General features: G+C 65.6%; 17 protein-coding genes. 9 read left to right on the plus strand and 8 right to left on the minus strand.

Going from position 1 to position 17534, the window contains the following annotated elements; genetic code table 11:
- Positions 1-48 precede the first annotated feature (48 nt).
- Entirely contained in the window at positions 49-621 is a 573-nt protein-coding gene (locus tag RAM60_RS08235) for a COG3650 family protein (protein WP_369027176.1), read from the plus strand.
- Here the strand turns inward: RAM60_RS08235 and miaB are convergent.
- On the minus strand, positions 610-1962 hold the full coding sequence (gene miaB / locus RAM60_RS08240) for a tRNA (N6-isopentenyl adenosine(37)-C2)-methylthiotransferase MiaB (RefSeq protein ID WP_369027175.1): 1353 nt from the start codon (positions 1960-1962) through the stop codon (positions 610-612). The genes RAM60_RS08235 and miaB overlap by 12 nt on opposite strands.
- Positions 1963-2055: 93 nt before the next feature.
- Positions 2056-2517 carry a peptidylprolyl isomerase gene (locus RAM60_RS08245; protein WP_369027174.1) on the minus strand — a complete coding sequence of 154 codons (462 nt, stop codon included), beginning with the start codon at positions 2515-2517 and terminating at the stop codon, positions 2056-2058.
- Positions 2518-2618: 101 nt separating this feature from the next.
- Between RAM60_RS08245 and mgtE the strand changes: the two genes are divergently transcribed.
- Both mgtE and RAM60_RS08255 read left to right on the plus strand, forming a co-directional pair.
- A complete protein-coding gene (mgtE, locus tag RAM60_RS08250; RefSeq protein WP_200980916.1) occupies positions 2619-4067 on the plus strand; it encodes a magnesium transporter in 1449 nt (482 codons plus the stop codon).
- 189 nt (positions 4068-4256) lie between these two features.
- On the plus strand, positions 4257-4646 hold the full coding sequence (locus tag RAM60_RS08255) for a DUF1489 family protein (RefSeq protein ID WP_200980917.1): 390 nt from the start codon (positions 4257-4259) through the stop codon (positions 4644-4646).
- On the opposite strand, the gene RAM60_RS08260 is transcribed toward RAM60_RS08255, so the two are convergent.
- From RAM60_RS08260 to RAM60_RS08280, 5 genes are all read right to left on the minus strand, one after another.
- The gene (locus tag RAM60_RS08260) at positions 4643-6106 is read right to left on the minus strand and encodes an amidohydrolase family protein (protein WP_369027173.1); all 1464 of its coding nucleotides are present in this window, start codon (positions 6104-6106) and stop codon (positions 4643-4645) included. The genes RAM60_RS08255 and RAM60_RS08260 overlap by 4 nt on opposite strands.
- An 83-nt stretch (positions 6107-6189) precedes the next feature.
- The gene (locus RAM60_RS08265) at positions 6190-6975 is read right to left on the minus strand and encodes an SDR family NAD(P)-dependent oxidoreductase (protein ID WP_369027172.1); all 786 of its coding nucleotides are present in this window, start codon (positions 6973-6975) and stop codon (positions 6190-6192) included.
- Positions 6972-7655, minus strand: a complete 684-nt coding sequence (locus tag RAM60_RS08270) for a DsbA family oxidoreductase (RefSeq protein WP_369027171.1) — start codon at positions 7653-7655, stop codon at positions 6972-6974. The genes RAM60_RS08265 and RAM60_RS08270 overlap by 4 nt, the downstream gene beginning before the upstream one ends.
- Complete coding sequence (nudC, locus tag RAM60_RS08275) at positions 7652-8521, minus strand: NAD(+) diphosphatase (RefSeq protein WP_369027170.1); 870 nt, start codon at positions 8519-8521, stop codon at positions 7652-7654. The genes RAM60_RS08270 and nudC overlap by 4 nt, the downstream gene beginning before the upstream one ends.
- On the minus strand, positions 8518-9822 hold the full coding sequence (locus RAM60_RS08280) for a serine hydrolase domain-containing protein (protein WP_369027169.1): 1305 nt from the start codon (positions 9820-9822) through the stop codon (positions 8518-8520). Before RAM60_RS08280 ends, nudC begins: the two co-directional genes overlap by 4 nt.
- Positions 9823-9944: 122 nt before the next feature.
- Here RAM60_RS08280 and RAM60_RS08285 point away from each other — a divergent pair, with 122 nt between their 5' ends.
- Positions 9945-10166: a hypothetical protein gene (locus RAM60_RS08285; RefSeq protein ID WP_200980923.1), complete on the plus strand. Its 222-nt coding sequence runs from the start codon at positions 9945-9947 to the stop codon at positions 10164-10166.
- Here RAM60_RS08285 and RAM60_RS08290 read toward each other — a convergent pair.
- On the minus strand, positions 10159-11160 hold the full coding sequence (locus RAM60_RS08290; protein WP_369027168.1) for an A/G-specific adenine glycosylase: 1002 nt from the start codon (positions 11158-11160) through the stop codon (positions 10159-10161). The genes RAM60_RS08285 and RAM60_RS08290 overlap by 8 nt on opposite strands.
- 14 nt (positions 11161-11174) lie before the next feature.
- On the opposite strand from RAM60_RS08290, the gene RAM60_RS08295 reads away from it, so the two are divergent.
- The 5 genes from RAM60_RS08295 to RAM60_RS08315 all read left to right on the plus strand — a co-directional run bounded on the left by RAM60_RS08295 (position 11175) and on the right by RAM60_RS08315 (position 17509).
- Complete coding sequence (locus RAM60_RS08295; protein WP_369027166.1) at positions 11175-11759, plus strand: DUF721 domain-containing protein; 585 nt, start codon at positions 11175-11177, stop codon at positions 11757-11759.
- Positions 11756-12463, plus strand: a complete 708-nt coding sequence (locus RAM60_RS08300; protein WP_369027164.1) for a thioredoxin domain-containing protein — start codon at positions 11756-11758, stop codon at positions 12461-12463. The genes RAM60_RS08295 and RAM60_RS08300 overlap by 4 nt, the downstream gene beginning before the upstream one ends.
- 110 nt (positions 12464-12573) lie before the next feature.
- Complete coding sequence (locus RAM60_RS08305; RefSeq protein WP_369027163.1) at positions 12574-13317, plus strand: thioredoxin domain-containing protein; 744 nt, start codon at positions 12574-12576, stop codon at positions 13315-13317.
- A gap of 27 nt (positions 13318-13344) precedes the next feature.
- Positions 13345-16767: a chromosome segregation protein SMC gene (smc, locus tag RAM60_RS08310; RefSeq protein WP_369027162.1), complete on the plus strand. Its 3423-nt coding sequence runs from the start codon at positions 13345-13347 to the stop codon at positions 16765-16767.
- 37 nt (positions 16768-16804) lie between these two features.
- The gene (locus RAM60_RS08315; RefSeq protein WP_369027161.1) at positions 16805-17509 is read left to right on the plus strand and encodes a VIT1/CCC1 transporter family protein; all 705 of its coding nucleotides are present in this window, start codon (positions 16805-16807) and stop codon (positions 17507-17509) included.
- Positions 17510-17534: the final 25 nt, after the last annotated feature.

The raw sequence follows: 17534 nt of genomic DNA on the forward strand, positions 1-17534 counted from the left end.
TCGATGCGTCGGAGCATGATTGGCCTGCAAGTCCAAAGGAGCAAACAGATGCGCTCATTCTTCCTGCCGTTCGCAGTTACTGCTCTTGCCGCCTGCGGCGGCTCTCCTTCACCCGCGCCTGACGAGAGTGCAACAGAATCGAGCGAGGCCGTATCACCTGCCCCGGCCAATGCCGAAGAGGACATCAAGCACTTCCTGCTGCAGGAATATCCGGATGCGTCACCGATGCAGTACGCGCTCGCCTGGAGCGACCTGAATAGTGACGGAGCGGACGAGGCGATCGTCTATCTGGTAACGCCCTATTTCTGCGGCACGGGCGGTTGCAACACGCTCATCCTGACCCCGGCAGGTCCGATGTGGGAGAAGGTCGGCGAAATCAGCGTTTCGCGCACGCCCATCACGGTGATGGACACGAGCAGCAATGGCTGGAAGGACATCACTGTCGCGATTGGTGGCGGCGGCGGCGCTCCCGGCAATGCCTTGCTGAAGTTCGACGGCAAGGCCTACCCGTCCAACCCGACGGTCGCGCCAGCGGAAGTGACGGACAAGATCGGGACCGAACTCATCGCCGAGGAACCGGTGATGACCAAGCTGGAAGGCGAGAAGCCTTCAGGCGAGTAGCGCGGCCTTTTTGCGAAGGGCTCCGGCAAGCGAGTTCGGACCCGCTTCGACCAGCTCAACCTCGACGAGATCGCCGATAGCGGCGGCCCCCTCGAACCACACGCTCTGTAGCCAGGGCGACTTGCCGAGCCACTGGCCGGGATACTTGCCCTTGCGCTCGACGAGAACCTGACAGGTCCTGCCCACGCTCGCAGCGTTGAAGGCGTGCTGGTCGCGGTTGAGCGCGGCCTGGAGGCGCTGGAGGCGCTCGTCCATCACCTCCTTGGCGATCTGGCCGTCCATCGTCGCGGCGGGGGTGCCGGGGCGCGGGCTATACTTGAAGCTGAAGGCCTGCGCATAGCCGACCGCGTCGACAACCTTCAACGTCTCTTCGAACTCGGCATCGGTCTCGCCGGGAAAGCCGACGATGAAGTCACCCGACAGCGCGATATCGGGACGCGCGTCGCGGAATCGTTCGAGCAACTTGAGGTAGCTCTCGACGGTGTGGCTCCGGTTCATCGCCTTGAGCACACGGTCGCTGCCCGCCTGCACGGGCAAGTGGAGGAAGGGCATGAGCTTGTCGATCTCGCCATGCGCGGCGATCAGCGCGTCATCCATGTCGGCCGGATGGCTGGTGGTGTAGCGGATGCGCGCAAGGCCATCGACCTCGGCAAGATCGCGGATCAGGCCCGCGAGGCCAACCCCCTGCCCCTTGTCATTCTCGCCCGACCACGCCGAGACGTTCTGGCCAAGGAGGGTGATCTCCTTCGCCCCCGCTTCGACCAGCTTGCGCGCTTCGGTGACCAGATCGCTGTAAGGGCGCGAGATTTCCGCGCCCCGGGTATAGGGCACCACGCAATAGGTGCAGAACTTGTCGCAGCCTTCCTGCACTGTCAGGAATGCAGTCGGGCCGATCTTCCTGCGCTCGGGCAGCGCGGCGAATTTGGCGATCGCGGGCATGTCGGTGTCGGTCGCGCGCTCGCCTTGCACCGCCTTGTCGAGCATCTCGGGAAGGCGGTGATAGGCCTGCGGTCCCACGACCATGCTGACCGCCGGAGCGCGCGCCATGATCTCCTCACCCTCGGCCTGCGCAACACAGCCCGCGACCGCAATCAGCGGCTTGGTTCCGTCCGCCTTCTGCAGGCGGCCGATGTCCGAATAGACCTTCTCCGCCGCCTTCTCGCGAATGTGGCAGGTATTGAGCACGACAAGGTCGGCTTCCTCCCCCTCGGGCGCAGGCGCGATGCCGCGCTCGGCAAGCATCTCTGCCATGCGCTCGCCGTCATAGACGTTCATCTGGCAGCCGAAGCTCTTGACCCTGTAAGTGCGTGGGGTCGCTCGGGGGGCGGTGGTCGGTTTCATGGTTGGCGGGCGCACATAGCGAAAACGGTAGGGTCCTACAATGCGAAGGGCGGCACGCGGCCGCCCTTCCAATCCAGGTGATCTCGGGTGTCCTTACCCAACCGTCGCCTTCACGATCTTGCCCGGCTGGCGCGGCGGCTCGCCCTTGGGGAGCGCGTCGACGTGTTCCATGCCGCTCTCGACCTGGCCCCAGACGGTGTACTGGCGGTCGAGGAAACCGGCATCGTCGAAGCAGATGAAGAACTGGCTGTTGGCGCTGTCGGGCACCTGGGTGCGGGCCATCGAGCAGGTGCCGCGGACATGCGGTTCGCTGTTGAACTCGGCCTTGAGGTCGGGCTTGTCGCTGCCGCCCATGCCGGTACCGGTCGGATCGCCGCCCTGCGCCATGAAGCCGGGGATCACGCGGTGGAAGACCACGCCGTCGTAGAAGCCTTCGTTGGCGAGCGTGGTTATGCGCTCGACGTGACCCGGAGCGAGATCGGGGCGCAGCTTGATCACCACGTCCTTGTGTTCGCCGTCGCCGGTGTCGAGGGTGAAGGTCAGCGTGTCGGCCATGGGTAGTATCTCCTGTGGGTTGTTGCGCGCCTACATAGGGATTGTGCACGGCGTGTCACCCTCTGCTTGCAATCCCTCCCCGTCTGCCTAGACCGCATCGCATGTCCGACGAGACCCGCCTCGAAGACGAAGACGTGATGCTGGCAGACGCGCCGGCTGAAGAGGCGCGCCCGGACGACCGCATCGACGACGAGCGGATGGACGAAGAGAACACGCTCAAGCCCGAGTTCGTCCGCGCGGTCGAGGATGCCCTGGAGGAAGGTGACGAGCAGGCGGTCTACGATCTCGTCGAACCGCTCCACCCGGCCGACATCGCCGACCTTTTCGAACTCGTCACCAAGGACGACCGCGCACCGCTGGCGGCAGCGATCACCGACCTGATGAGCGGCGACGTGATCGCCGAACTCAACGACTACGTCCGCGAGGACATGATGGAGGCGCTGCCCGCCGAGGCGGTGGCGCAGATTGCCGAACAGCTCGACACCGACGACGCCGTCCAGCTGATCGAAGACCTCGACGAGGAAGACCAGCAGGCGGTCCTCGCCGAACTCGACGCCGAAGACCGCATCGCCATCCAGTCGGCCCTCGCCTACCCCGAGGAGACCGCAGGCCGCCTGATGAGCCGCGAGTTCGTCGCCGTGCCAGAGGCGATGACGGTGGGCGACCTCATCGATTTCCTGCGCGACGGGCGCGACCTTCCGGCCGAGTTCCTCGAGGTCTTCGTCGTCGACGAGCGTCACCACCCGGTCGGCACCTGCCAGCTTTCGTGGATCCTGCGCACCCCGCGCTCGATCCCTCTGGGCGACGTGATGAAGCGTGACCAGACGCTGATCCCGGCGATGCTCGACCAGGAAGAAGTGGCGCTGATGTTCCAGAAGTATGCGCTCATCAGCGCAGCCGTGGTGGACGACAGTGGGCGTCTGGTAGGCCAGATGACGGTCGACGACGTCGTGCACATCATCTCCGAAGAAGCGGGCGAAGACGCCCTGCTCATGTCGGGTGCCGGCGAAGGCGACATCAACGAGCCGATCCGCGAAGCCTATTCGAGCCGCGTTCGCTGGCTGGTCGCCAACCTCGGCACTGCGCTGGTCGCATCGCTGATCATCGCTGCATTCGGTGCCGCGATCGAGAAGCTGGTGGCGCTTGCGGTACTCATGCCGATCGTCGCCAGTATTGGCGGCAATGCGGGCACGCAGACCATGGCGGTGACCGTGCGCGCCATCGCCACCAACCAGCTGACCCGATCGAACACCCGCCGCATCCTCTGGCGCGAGATGCGCGTCGCGCTGCTCAACGGCGTGACCGTGGCGCTGCTGGTCGGCGTGGCGACGGCGCTGATATTCACGCCCCAGCTCGGCGCGGTCATCGCGCTCGCCATGACCATCAATGTCGTGATCGCGGGTTCGGCCGGCGTGCTGGTGCCGGTGGCCTTCGACCGGCTCGACCAGGACCCCGCTGTGGCCAGCAGCGTGTTCGTGACGATGATTACCGATTCGATGGGCTTCTTCGCCTTCCTCGGCCTTGCCGTTGCCAGCGGGATCGTCGCCTGAGTTCCAACAGGATGGAACACATGGAACAGGGTCTTGGAGAAACTTTCTCCGGGCCTGCGAAGGAGGCTCGAAACCGCAGGAATGCAGGAATTGTGGGGCGTGTGTACCAGTCATCGACATAGCCTGCGCCTGTAGGAAGATTGTAGGAAAGCCCTTTCAACTCCCGCCCGATGGCCTATCTCCCGACCCATGCCGCTTCACCTGACCAAGATCGCCTTCGGCGCGCAAAGCTATGAGGATATCGCGAGCTGGTATGCGCAGCGGCGCAGCCCGAACCTCACTACCCGCTATCGCCCGACGCGGTGGCAGGAGTGCGTCGGCGGATCGCTGTTCTGGATCCATCAGCACAGCATCGTCGCACGCAGCGAGATCACCGGTTTCAGCGAACTGCCCGACGGGCGCTGGTCGATCGACCTCAAGCCCGAGTTGGTCCGTGTCCACCCCCGCCCCAAGCGGGCCCACCAGGGCTGGCGCTATCTCAAGGGTGATCCGCCGCGCGATCTCGCCGAGGGTGAGGACATCGGCGATGCGCTGCCGGGCCAGCTGGCGGGCAAGCTGGAGCGGCTGGGGCTGATCTAGTCCTTGGCCTCTTCTTTTGGCGCCTCTTCCGCCGGCGGGTCCGGCGGGATCGCCGCATAGGCCTTCAGCCCATCCTCGCGCATACGGATGATTTCGCTGGCGTCCAGCCAGTGTCCGCGCGCCACTACGCCGTCGATCCGGTAGTAATTCGAAACGTCATCCAACGGGTTGGCAGCCAGCAGTACCAGATCTGCCCGCGCACCTAGGCGAACCTCGCCCCACTGCCCCTCCTCGCCTAGGAACGTTGCCGGATTGATCGTTGCAGCCCGGATCGCCCCGAGATTGCCGAGCCCCGCATCGCGCAGCTCCTCCAGTTCCTCGTGGATCGAATAGCCATGCACCATGAACGGGTTCCCCGTGTCGGTTCCTGCAAGGATCAGGACGCCTTCTTCGTAGAGGATGGCAGCAATGCGCTGTTCTCCACCGAGGAAGGCAGCCAGCCGGGTAATGCCAGTGTCATCCCACCCTAACTCCTTCATCCAGCGGTCTTCGCGCCAGTTGGCCCGCATCTTTTCAGAGGAGAAGCGCGAGGAAGGGCGTTGCAGCCGCGCTTCCTTTTCCGACGCGGTCTGCAGAAATCCGAAATCGACTGCGAGTGTGGGTGTCGCGGCGACCCCGGCCGCGGCCATCGTACGCGCGAAGGAGCGGACCTTGTCCCAATCGTAAATGGCGTCGAGCGAAAGAGTGCCGGCGAGCAGCTGTGCGCCAAGGTCGAAGCGCTCGCTTTGCCAATTCATCATCTTGCGGTCGATCTCAGGACGAAGAATTTCGCTCTCGTACTTCGCCCCGATGTGTTCGAAGGACTTCATGCCTGCCTTCGCCGCATCTGCAATCGGTACGGCCAGGGGAACATGTCCGGCGATCGGCATACCTGCTTCACGAGCGGCTTCGACCAGGGCGGCGAACGCTTCGGGCGACAGCTCGTCATAGGTCTTGATGAAGTCGTATCCGGCGGCCTTTTGCTCAGCGACGATTTCACGCGCATTCGCGGGATCAGCCAGCACGGCGCTGCCTGGCCAGATGGGCGGGTCTCCATCAACGATGGGTCCGGCGGTTATTATACGCGGCCCCAACATCTCGCCCGCCTCGATTTTCCTGCGCGCGTCGAGCGTGGATTGCGAACCTGCCATCTCGCGAATGGTGGTGACACCGAAAGCAAGGTCGAGGGGGAGTTGCACGTCCTCGTACCAAGTGTGCGTGTGCATGTCGGCAAGGCCCGGCGCGAGGAATTTGCTTGTCGCGTCAATGCGCCGCACATCCGGTGGCAACGCAGTGTCTTGGTCTCCGATGGTCGCTACCAGCCCGTCCTCGACAAGGACGGTCCGGTCTTCGATAATCTGCCCGCTCGCCACGTCGACGACATCGACATTCAGGAAAGCTATCTTGCCACCATCTCCCGCTGAAGCAGGCGAAGCGAGGCCCAGCAGCGGCGCCAGAACCGGCAGAAGCAAGCAGCGCATGAAATCCCCCCATTTCCTTGCGCCCCAAATCTCCGGTAAATCAGAGCAGGCAAAGGAAATTGGAATTTTGCGTCAGGCGCGGATTATGATCCGCGCAACCGTGCGATCACGTCGCGGACGTCCATGTCGTCGTCGACGCCGAACGCTGCATAGCTGTTGCGCAGTTCGTCGATGCGCTCGTCGATGCGTTTCACGTTCGAGCGGTGGCTGACCACGAAACGGCGGCGGGCGAGGATCTGGGGAACCACGATCGATGCGAACTCGTCGACATCCATTCCGTTGCGCATCACCCGCTCGTCTCCGATGGCAGTAAAGACCCACCCGGGGATCAGCAGACCCGCATGGACATTCTCGGGAAGATCCTCACGCAGGCTCTCGGTCAGGCCAAGGACGGCGTGCTTGGCGGCAATGTAGGCAGCGGTCTGCGGCACGGCGCAGAAGAAACTGTTTTCGCTACCTGTGTTGTAGATGGCGGAATCTGCCTCCTGCCGTGACATGCGCCCGGCGAAAGCCTGGCAAACGTTCCAGATTCCCCAGAAGTTGATGTCGAAATGGGCGCGGGCATCATCGCTGCTCACTTCCCATTGCTTGCCGCGAGGTCCGCCGACACCGGCATTGTTGAGCAGCAGTTCAACCCGGCCCAGTCGCTCGAAAGCGACTTCGGCCAGCCGGTCCACTTCTTCCGCCTTGGCGACGTTGCAAGCGAATGTGGCGCAGGAAAGCTCCGACCCGGCGGCGGCCAGTCTCTCGCCCGGCAGATCGGCCAGCAGGAGGACAACACCCATCGCTGAGAGCTTGCGGGCGATGGCGAGGCCGATGCCCGACGCACCGCCCGTGACCACCGCGGTGGCGGGCAGCCACTCGCTCACGCGGGGACCTTCTCCGCGACGCGGCGCAACGCGTTGGCATAGGCCTCGGCCGGCTGGGCACCGGGGATCATGTACTTGTTCTCGATGATCATCGCCGGGACGCCGGTGATGTTCATGTCCCAGGCGGCACGTTCCTCGGCGCGGACCTTGTGCGCCAGTTCCTCGCTGTCGAGCGCTGCCTCGGCGGCGGATCGATCGAGACCTACACCCGTCGCGACATCGAGCAGGACGCCACGCTCGCCAATCTTTCGGCGCTCGTTGAAGTGCGCCCTGAACAGCGCGAGCTTGAGCTCGGTCTGCTTCTCCGGCCCGAACTCCTCGCCCGCCCAGGTCAGCAGCTTGTGGGCGAGGAAGGTGTTCCACATCCAGCGTTCCGGCGCAGGCTCCGACCCTTCGTATTCCAGCGAGACCCCGGCACCTTGCGCCGCCTCGCGCATCCGGCCCTGGACGGCGCGCGACTGTTCGGGGGTCGAGCCGTACTTGCGCGCAATGTGAGCGGTGCTTTCCTCGCCCCCGGGTGGCATGTCGGGGTTGAGCTCGAAGGCGTGCCAGCGGATGTCCGCCTCGATTTCCCCGTCGAGCAGCTCGAGACCCTTCTGCAGTCCGCCCCAGCCGACCAGGCACCAGGGGCACATGACATCGGACCAGATATCGATCCGCAGGCGTCTCGGTTCGCTCATTTCCTCACCCACCAATGCATCAGGTGATGCGCTATAGCATGTGTCGGCGGGGCGACGAAGGGGCCGTTTCCGGCAAGCGCCGCCTTGACCTCGTCATGCGTGAAGAAGACGACCTCGGCCATTTCGGTGGTATCGATTTCCAGCTCGTCGCTGTCGGCATGGCTGTGGCAGCCGATCATCAGCTGGCTGGGGAAAGGCCAGGGCTGGCTGGCGATATAGGTCACGTCGCGAACCTTTACGCCCGCCTCTTCTAGCACTTCGCGCGCCACGGCCTCCTCGATACTTTCGCCCGGCTCGACGAAACCAGCGAGGGCGGAAAAGCGCCCCTCGGGCCAGCCGAGGCCGCGCCCGAGCATCAGCTTGCCGTCGTACTCGACCAGCATGATCGTCACCGGGTCGGTGCGCGGGAAATGCTGCGCGCCGCAGGCCTCGCAATTGCGCTGCCAGCCGCCCTTGGCGAGCCTGGTATCGCCGCCGCACTGGGCGCAGAAGCGATGCCGTGCATGCCAGTCGATGAGGCTGCGAGCGCCGCCATAGAGCGCAAGATCATCGGGACGCAGGGTCGCCATCAGCGACCACAGTGCGGGGTTGGCCATGCGCGGGCTGGCGTCCCCTCTGGGCGGGACCGCGGCGAAACAGGCCTTGCCGTCGTCGAGGCCAAGGAAGCACAGCTCCGCGTCCTCGGGCACGTCCGCCAGCGTGACCCACGACAGGCCGCCGTCATCGTCGAGTGAGGGCATGAGACCATCGAGCGCGAGCACGCGCGCCTTCCAGTTCATGTAGCCCGCAAGCCGTTCAGGGTCGGCGCGGACGTGGTCGGCGCGGTCCAGCCGGGATCCCGTGAAGCTCAGCACCGGGCCGCTCACATGCCCTTCATTGCGGTGAGGTCTTCCAGCACCGCCTTGGGGAAGGCTTCGTGGATCGGGTATGCCTCGGAAGGCATATACTGCGTCATCAGGTTCGCACGCAGGCCGGCGGAGTAGTTGACGAAGGCCACCGTGCCCGCGGCACCACCCCAGCCGTAGGACCCGTCGGACGAACGGCCGCCTGCGCCGAAGCCCTGCCCTTCGACCCAGGTACCCTTGGTCGTGGCGGTTTCGGGAAGCAGGTTGGACGTGCCGACACGTACCGCGGCCTCGCTCATGACGCGCTTGCCGTCGATCACGCCGTAGCCGAGCAGCATCTGGAGGAAGCGGTCGTAGTCGCGTGGGCTCGAAACGAGCCCTGCCCCGCCCATCGGGAACGGGGGCGTGTCGAGGTAGATCGAGGCAGCCGCGGGGTCGAGCGGCAAAGGCATGCCATTCATGATGCCATAGTTGGTGGTGAAGCGGCTGACTTCGCTTTCGGGAACGGTAAACCAGGTGCTGTCCATTCCGGCCGGATCGAAGATGCGCTCCTTGAGGAAGGCATCGAATTTCTGGCCCGAAGCGACTTCTATAACCCGCCCCAGCAGGTCGAGCCCGACCGAATAGCTCCACTTGGTGCCCGGCTGCAGGACCAGCGGCGCCTTGGCCAGGCGCTCGGCGAAAACATCGAGGCCGGTCACGGCCTTGGCGCGACCGAGGCCCGGGATCGGCAGCCGGCTGACCTGTCCGGGGATCAGTCCGTGTTCCTCGTAATAGGTCTTGATTTCGCCTTTCTGGACGATGCCGTAGCCGAGACCCGCAGTGTGCGTCATCAGCATGCGGACCGTGATCGGTCGTTCGGCTGGAACGAGGTGGGTGATCGACCCGTCGTAGGTCTTCTGCACCATCATATTGGCATAGGCGGGAATGAGGTCGGCAATCGGCTGGTCGAGGCCGAGCTTGCCCTCGTCGATCAGGATCATCGCGCCCATGCCGGTGATCGGCTTGGTCATCGAATAGATGCGATAAAGGCTGTCAGGCCCGGCCTTGGCTTCGCCGCCGATGGCCAGCGTGCCCTGCGCGATCGTCTGAGCCTGCCGCTGCCCCCAGCCCAGCGTCGCGACCATGTTGGCGACCTTGCGTTCACCGGCATACTTCGAAACGAGGCCGGAAACCGCAGGCCAGGACGACACCGTGTCGCGGGCCATGGCGATCCGGCCGAACGGTACGCCGGCCAGCGCCGAACCGGCAGCAAGGTATGCGCCGCCGCGCAGCAGCGAGCGACGGGAAAACTCGGAGGTCTCGAATTCGCGGTATGCCATGGATTTCCTCTTGATCCGGGTGCGGCGGTTATGTGCGTGAGCGATCCTGAACGGTCAATTGCGAAATGAAACCGTCGCGCCTGGGTATTGCATTGCCTGTGTGTCCTATCCATATAAGACACATGCTCAACATCCTTTCCTTCATCTTCGGCCTCGTTTCGCTGGTGATCGTGATCCCGGCGACCATCCCGCTGCTTGGCTGGGCCAACTGGCTCGCCCTCCCGCTGATCGCGATCGGTGTGATCCTAGGCCAGCTCTCGTCGAGCAAGGGCGGACGCAATTTCTGCCTGATCGTCCTGCTCGTCGCGGCAATCCGCCTGAGCCTTGGCGGCGGAATTATCTAGCCAGCGCCAGCCGCGCGGCCTTGGCGAAGAGCGTCGGCAGGCCCGCTTCGTCGAGCCGGTCGAGCGGCCACCATTCGCCATCACCAAGCGGAATGTCGACCGCATGGATCGCGAGCTCGATCTCGAAATGGGTGAAGCCGTGGCGGACCATACCCAGTAGTTCGCCGGAGTGTTCCGCGACACCATCCCCCCTCGCGCTCCACCCATCGTCGGGTAGCGCGCGCATGCCGCCGAGCATCCCTTCGCCTTCGCGGCGGACGAGCCACACCGCTCCGTCGCGCTCGATCCAGTATGCGCGACCCTGGCGGACAGGACGGGCCTTCTTCGGAGCCTTGACCGGCAGCCGCGCCGGATCGCCATTCCCGCGCGCTTCGCATGCGCTTGAGAGTGGGCACAGCAAACACTTTGGATCGCGTGCGGTGCAGATGGTTGCACCAAGGTCCATCATCGCTTGCGCAAAGTCGCCCGCGCGCGTGCCCGGAGTGATTTCGTCGGCTCTTGAGCGGATGGTCTTGCGCGCAACGGGCAGCGGTTCTGCGATGGCAAACAGACGCGCCACCACCCGCTCGACATTGGCATCGACGACGACCGCCCGCCTTCCGAATGCGATCGCGGCCAAGGAGGCGGCGGTATAGTCGCCCAGCCCCGGCAGCTTGCGCAATTCAACCTCCGTGTCGGGAAAGCCGCCCAATGCGCTGACTGTTCGCGCGCATTTCACCAGGTTGCGGGCGCGCGAGTAATATCCCAGCCCCGCCCATGCCGCCATGACGTCCTCTTCCGGCGCAGAGGCCAGCGCATCGACACTTGGCCAGCGCTGGGTGAAGGATTCGAAATACGGTTTCACTGCCGCGACGGTGGTCTGCTGCAACATGACCTCCGACAACCAGACGCGATAGGGATCGGGCGCAGGCTGACCCGGTCGCGCGCGCCACGGCAGGTCGCGGGCGTGTGCGTCGTACCAGTCGAGCAAATTTTCGGAGACGGTGGCGGCCACGCGCGGCCTATGGCATGGCGCTGCACATCATGGGAAGCGACAAGAGCAAACCGCCTGCTGGGCGCGGAGGCAAGGCCTCGGGCAGCGGAGCGGCAGGGCGCGAATACAAGCGCGAACGCGGCGGCGCGGCCAAGCCGATTTCGGATCTCATGCCCCAGATTGGCCGCAGCGCATTCCGCCGCTTCGGCTTCGTCCAGAGCTCGGTAGTAAGCCGCTGGCCCGAGATCGTCGGCGAGACCCACGCCAGGGTTTGTGCGCCGGAGATGATCCGCTTCCCCCCCGGCGAGAAGTCGGATGGGATCATGCACCTGGTGGTACTGCCCGCCCATGCGCCGCTGGTGCAGCAGATCCTTCCCGAGATCACCGACCGGGTGAACCGCTTCTTCGGCTACCGCGCGGTTGCGCGGATAAAGCTGCGGCAAGGCGAGGTTAAGCCGCCTCCGGGCAGGGAACGCCCCAAGGCGCCGCCGTCGCTCAAGCCGATTCCGATGGAATTGGGCGACAGTCTGCGCGATATCGGCGATCCCGAATTGCGCACGGTGCTCGAATCGCTGGCGCGCAGCCTTGGTTCGCAGGACGAGGGACAGGACGACACGTGAAGACGAAAAACGGATTTCTCAAAGCCCTGGTGATTGCCGCCGCAGGATCGCTGGCACTTGGCGCCAGTGCGCAGGACAAGCCTGCTGCCCTGAAGGGCAACTGGACTGCCATGGTGACCGAAACCAATGGCGGCCACCTGCTCGGCAATCCGGATGCCAAGACCAAGCTGGTCGAGTTCATGAGCTACACCTGCTCGCACTGTGCACACTTTGCGCAGGAAGGCGATGGGGCGATCAAGCTGGTCTATGTGCCAACCGGACGGATGAGCTACGAAATCCGCCACTTGCTGCGCGACCCCGTAGACCTGACCGCAGCCATGCTGACCCATTGCGGGAGCGCGAAGAAATTCCCGCTCAACCACCAGGCCTTCATGACCAAGCATCCCGAGTGGATGGAAAAGGCCCGAGTGACGACGCAGGCGCAGCGTGCGCGATGGCAGTTCGGAACGCTCGGCGCGCGGCTGCAGGCAATCGCCAGCGATCTCGATTTCTACGAAATCATGGAATCGCGGGGCTATGGCCGGGCCGAGGTCGACAAGTGCCTGACCGACGAGGCGAAGGCCAGTCAGATGGCCGATCTCTCGCGCGCCGACATCGCTACCTGGGACCTCAAGGGCACGCCCAGCTTCGTCCTCGACGGCCAGCTGCTTGACGGCACGCATTCCTGGGCCGACCTGCGACCCAAGCTCGACAGCGCGCTCTGATCCGTTCGGAGGCGGGTTTTCGGGGGAAAGCCCTGTGGATACCCCGCCTCCTGCCTTCCCATCATCCTTGGGGCTGATTTAGCCTCTCTCGTCCAGACATGAGGATTCCGATGACCAAGACCCTCCGTTTCGCCATTGCCGCTCCGCTGGCTCTCGCACTCGCTGCCTGTGGAGGCACCGCCGAAGATACAGAAGCGCTGAAGGGCGAAGCGATTGCGGTCATTCCTGCCCCTGCCGGGACCCAGTGGATCGACCAGGCGGTCGAGACGCCCGACGGCGGCACGCTGGTCGGCAATCCCAATGCGCCGCTCAAGCTCATCGAATACGGTTCGGTGACCTGCCCGACCTGTGCGCGCTTCTCGGTCGAGGGTTCGGAAGAACTGCTCAACGACTACGTCAATTCCGGCCGCGTCAGCTTCGAACTGCGCCAGTTCGCCATTCATGGCCCGATCGACCTGCTGCTCGGACGCCTGACCAAGTGCGGTCCGGTGACCGCAGTCGTTCCGCTCGCCGACCAGGTCTGGGGCAACCACGACGCCATCATGGCTCCCGTCCAGGCCAATGGTCAGGCATTCGAGGCCGCGATGAGCCTGCCGCTCGAACAGCGGTTCGTTCGCGCAGCAGAGGTCCTTGGCTATCTCGACTTCTTCGCCGCCCGCGGCGTCAGTGAAGACCAGGCTCGCCAGTGCCTTGCCGATGGCAAATCGATGGAAGCAGCCGCTGCCCTGACTCAGCGTTATTCGCAGGAATTCAATGTCGGTGGCACGCCCACCTTCGAACTGAACGGCACGCGTGTCGACGCCAACACCTGGGCAGCGCTCGAACCCATCCTCCAGCGCGCCGGCGCCAGGTAAGGCCGGCGTAGGGGGGATACGGCGGCGATGAAGATCTCGAAGCTCAAGCTGAGCGGCTTCAAGAGCTTCGTCGAGCCTGCCACCCTGTTCATCGAGCCCGGGCTGACCGGCGTGGTCGGCCCGAACGGCTGCGGCAAGTCGAACCTGCTCGAAGCAATCCGCTGGGTCATGGGCGAGAACTCGCCCAAGTCCATGCGCTCGGGCGGGATGGAAGACGTCATCTTCGCCGGAACACAGAGCCGCCCGCCGCGCGATTTTGCGGAGGTGGTGCTGCAGGGCGCGACCGACGAGGATGACGAACTGGAGGTCGTCCGCCGGATCGAACGCGGTGCCGGCTCGGCCTATCGCCTCAATGGCCGCGACGTCCGTGCCAAGGACATCGCACTCATCTTCGCCGATGCGGCGACAGGGGCGCACAGCCCTGCCCTCGTGAGCCAGGGAAAGATCGCCCAGGTCATTGCGGCCAAGCCGACCGAGCGGCGCATGATGCTCGAAGAGGCCGCAGGGATTGCCGGCCTCCACGTCCGTCGCCGTGACGCTGAAGGCAAGCTGAGGCAGACCGAGGCCAATCTCGAACGGCTCGAGGACATCATGGCGGGGCTCGACAGCCAGATCGCCTCTCTGCGACGGCAGGCAAAGCAGGCCGAGCGCTACATCAAGCTTTCCGACGAGATCAAATCAGCCGAGGCGCGCCTGGTCTTCGCCCGCTGGCGCGATGCGGCCAAGGCGGCCGAGGAAGCCAAGCAGGCAGCGCAGCAGGCCAATGCCCGCGTGGACAAAGCGCAAAGGGAAGCGAACGAGGCGCAGAAGGCGCAACGCGAGGCCGCTGAGGCCCTCGCCGAAGCACGCGAGGAGCAGGCCGACCGTCGCGACGATGCCAGCGCCCACGGTCACCGCATGGCCGCGCTGACGACCCAACTCGAAGCTGCCGAACAGCGCCTTGCCGATCTCGACCGCCAGAAGGCCCGTCTCGAAACCGACCGCGGCGATGCGGACCGCCTGACCAAGGACGCCGCCGAAGCTCTGTCGCGCCTCGAACGCGAACTCGCCGCGAGCGAGCAGGCACTCGCCGGCGATGAACAGAAGCGCCCGGCGTTGGAGCGCGCCTATGCCGATGCCGAAAGCGCCAGCCGCGCTGCCGAACTCGCGCTCGCCAAGGCGACTGCCGACAATGCCGGGGTCGAGGCCGAATGGCGCGTTGCCGAGGCGGAGATCGCGCAGGCACAGACACGGGTCGATCGCGCGGAAGCCGAAGGTCGGCGGATGACCGAGCAGCGCGCTGCTCTGGCGGGCGAAAACCCCGAAGCAGATGTGACTGCGGCGAAGGCGGCGGTTGCGGCTGCGACGGCTGAACTGACCCGGCAGCGCTCTGCTCTCGAGACAATGCAGACGCGCAAGGCGGAGCTGCAGGCGGCACGGGACGAGGCGACCTCGGCACTGGCCGAAGCGAAGGCCGAACTCTCCGGCGTCCAGCGCGAATGGGATGCCCTGAAGCGCGACCGCGAAGCGCGCGAACGCGCCGCGGAGAAGCGCAACGGTCGCAAGCAGGCGATCGACGGCGTGCGCGCCGCCAAGGGCTATGAGCGGGCGGTGGCCGCCGCGCTCGGCCGTGACGGCAAGGCCCTTCTCGGAGCGCCGGAGGGCGATGCCGAGGGGCGGTACTGGACCGGAGCCACGGCACCTGCCCCGGTAGCGGACAGCCTAGCTTCGCATGTCGAGACCTGCCCCGAGGAATTGCGGGCGCGGCTGGCGCTGGTTCACGTTGCCGAGAATGATGACGGGCGCGCGCTTGCGCCCGGGCATTCGCTTGTCACCATGGCGGGGGCACTGCGGCGGTGGGACGGGCTCGTGGTTCGTGGTGAAGGTTCGGCAGAGGCTGCGCGGCTCGAGGCCGACAACCGCTTTGCCGAACTTGATGCCCGGATGCCGCAGCTGCGCGAAGCGACCGAACATGCGAATGAAGCGCTCGATTCCGCGACCGAACAGCTGTCCCAGCTCCAGCGCGACCTGATCGCTGTCGAACGCGAGCTGGCGGGCGCAGCCGATGCGGAGCGCCAAGCCCTGCGCGCGCTCGACCAGGCCGAGGCAGCCCGCGAACGGCTTGCCGCAAGGCTGGAGGAACTGGCCCGCAGCGAGGCCGAGCATGGCGAGACCATATCTGCCGCCCGCGCCGAGTTCGCAGCCTCGACCGCCAAGCGCGATGCGCTCCCCGATCCTGCTGCGGGCCGCGCCGCGCTCGATGCCGCGCGGGCGAAGAACGAGGCTGCGCGCAGCACCCTGCAGGCCCGGGCCGCCGAACTTGCCGCGCATGACCAGGCGCTCGCCGTCGCGCGCGAGCGTGCCTCGGCCCAGCGGAGCGACATGGCCAACTGGCAGGCGCGCAGCGGCGATGCCGCGCGGCGGCTGTCGGAAATGGAAATCCGCGCCGAGGAAATCGAGCAGGAACGCGCCGTCACTGCCGCCAAGCCCGAAGGCCTGATGCGCGAGATCGAACAGGGCGACCAGGTGCGCGAGCGCCTCGGCCGCGAACTCGCCGAGGCCGAAGCCGCTGTCGCTGCTGCGAGCGAAGCAGCGCAGGCCGCCGACCGCACCTTCAACGCCGCCAACGAGGCGCTGGCCGAAGCGCGCGAAACCCGCGCCGGCCTTGCCGCACGGGCCGAGAGCCAGGACGGCCGCCGGATCGAAATGGCGCGGATCTCGGGCGAGCGCTTCCAGTGCCCGCCCCCGCTCCTGGCCGAACGCTTCGGCTTCGAAGAAGCGAAGATCGCCAATGCCGAGGCCGAGAGCGAGGAAATGGACCGCCTCACCGCCAGCCGCGAGCGGATCGGCCCGGTCAACCTCGTTGCCGCCGAGGAGCTCGAGCGGATCGAAGGCGAGCACGGCGCCAATGCCGAGGAACAGGCCGAGCTGCGCGAAGCGGTCAGCCGGTTGCGCGGCTCTATCGGCAATCTGAACCGCGAAGGCCGCGAGCGACTGCGCGCCGCGTTCGAGCAGGTCAACGCCCATTTCCAGCGCCTATTCACCCGGCTTTTCGAAGGCGGCGAGGCGCATCTCGCACTGATCGACAGCGACGATCCGCTGGAGGCCGGCCTCGAGATTTTCGCCCAGCCGCCTGGCAAGCGCCTCCAGTCGCTCACCCTGCTTTCCGGCGGCGAGCAGGCGCTGACCGCCACCGCGCTGATCTTCGCCCTGTTCCTCACCAACCCCGCGCCGATCTGCGTCCTCGACGAAGTCGACGCCCCGCTCGACGATGCCAACATCGACCGCTTCTGCGACCTGCTCGACGCGATGGTGAAAGAAACCGATACGCGTTACCTGATCGTCACGCACAATGCCGTGACCATGAGCCGCATGCACCGCCTCTTCGGCGTGACCATGATCGAAAAAGGCGTAAGCCGCCTCGTCAGCGTTGATCTTGGCGGCGCGGAGGAATTGCTGGCGGCGGAGTAGTTTCGCCGCTCGTCCTGCAGCCAGGGAGGACCGGTCCGTGACCAGACTCAAGACCCATACCGAAAGCCACGCGACATCGCGCATCGGCTGGCTTCGCGCCGCCGTCATGGGGGCCAACGACGGCATCGTCTCGACGGCGAGCCTGATCGTGGGTGTCGCGGCGGCCAGTGCGGGGCGCAGCGAAATCCTCGTCGCGGGAATGGCCTCTCTCTTTGCCGGGGCCATGTCGATGGCGGCGGGCGAGTATGTTTCCGTGAGTTCGCAGGCAGACACGGAAAAGGCGGACCTCGCCCGCGAAAAGAACGAACTCGCGACGGACTCGGAGTTCGAACACGCGGAGCTGGCCGCAGTCTATGAGGCTCGCGGTGTCGATGCCGCGACGGCAAAAGAAGTCGCTCGCCAGATGATGGACCACGATGCGCTCGGCGCGCACGCCCGCGACGAACTGGGCATTTCGGAGGCGAGCACGGCGCGTCCGCTGCAGGCAGCCATCGCGTCGGCCCTCACCTTCACCGCCGGCGCGGCGGCACCACTTCTCGTGGTGCCGTTCGCACCGCTGCAGTCCATAGTCATGGCGGTCGCAATCGCTTCGCTGATCTGCCTTGCGATCCTCGGCACGCTGGGGGCGAAGGCAGGCGGCGCACCGCTGGTGCCTTCGGTCCTGCGCGTGGTGTTCTGGGGCGCGATGGCCATGGTCGTCACCGCGCTCGTCGGGAAATTGTTCGGCGCTGCTGTCGCGTGATCGTTTTTCCGATAGGGATGGACGC

Origin of the sequence: Qipengyuania sp. RANM35, assembly GCF_041021145.2 — a bacterium.
Lineage (GTDB): Bacteria > Pseudomonadota > Alphaproteobacteria > Sphingomonadales > Sphingomonadaceae > Qipengyuania > Qipengyuania soli.

Excerpts from the sequence above, each read along its gene's own strand:
- RAM60_RS08235 (WP_369027176.1), top strand. The coding sequence starts at position 49 with ATGCGCTCATTCTTCCTGCCGTTCGCAGTTACTGCTCTTGCCGCCTGC.
- miaB (WP_369027175.1), bottom strand. The coding sequence starts at position 1,962 with ATGAAACCGACCACCGCCCCCCGAGCGACCCCACGCACTTACAGGGTC.
- RAM60_RS08245 (WP_369027174.1), bottom strand. The coding sequence starts at position 2,517 with ATGGCCGACACGCTGACCTTCACCCTCGACACCGGCGACGGCGAACAC.
- mgtE (WP_200980916.1), top strand. The coding sequence starts at position 2,619 with ATGTCCGACGAGACCCGCCTCGAAGACGAAGACGTGATGCTGGCAGAC.
- RAM60_RS08255 (WP_200980917.1), top strand. The coding sequence starts at position 4,257 with ATGCCGCTTCACCTGACCAAGATCGCCTTCGGCGCGCAAAGCTATGAG.
- RAM60_RS08260 (WP_369027173.1), bottom strand. The coding sequence starts at position 6,106 with ATGCGCTGCTTGCTTCTGCCGGTTCTGGCGCCGCTGCTGGGCCTCGCT.
- RAM60_RS08270 (WP_369027171.1), bottom strand. The coding sequence starts at position 7,655 with ATGAGCGAACCGAGACGCCTGCGGATCGATATCTGGTCCGATGTCATG.
- RAM60_RS08280 (WP_369027169.1), bottom strand. The coding sequence starts at position 9,822 with ATGGCATACCGCGAATTCGAGACCTCCGAGTTTTCCCGTCGCTCGCTG.
- RAM60_RS08285 (WP_200980923.1), top strand. The coding sequence starts at position 9,945 with ATGCTCAACATCCTTTCCTTCATCTTCGGCCTCGTTTCGCTGGTGATC.
- RAM60_RS08295 (WP_369027166.1), top strand. The coding sequence starts at position 11,175 with ATGGCGCTGCACATCATGGGAAGCGACAAGAGCAAACCGCCTGCTGGG.
- RAM60_RS08305 (WP_369027163.1), top strand. The coding sequence starts at position 12,574 with ATGACCAAGACCCTCCGTTTCGCCATTGCCGCTCCGCTGGCTCTCGCA.
- smc (WP_369027162.1), top strand. The coding sequence starts at position 13,345 with ATGAAGATCTCGAAGCTCAAGCTGAGCGGCTTCAAGAGCTTCGTCGAG.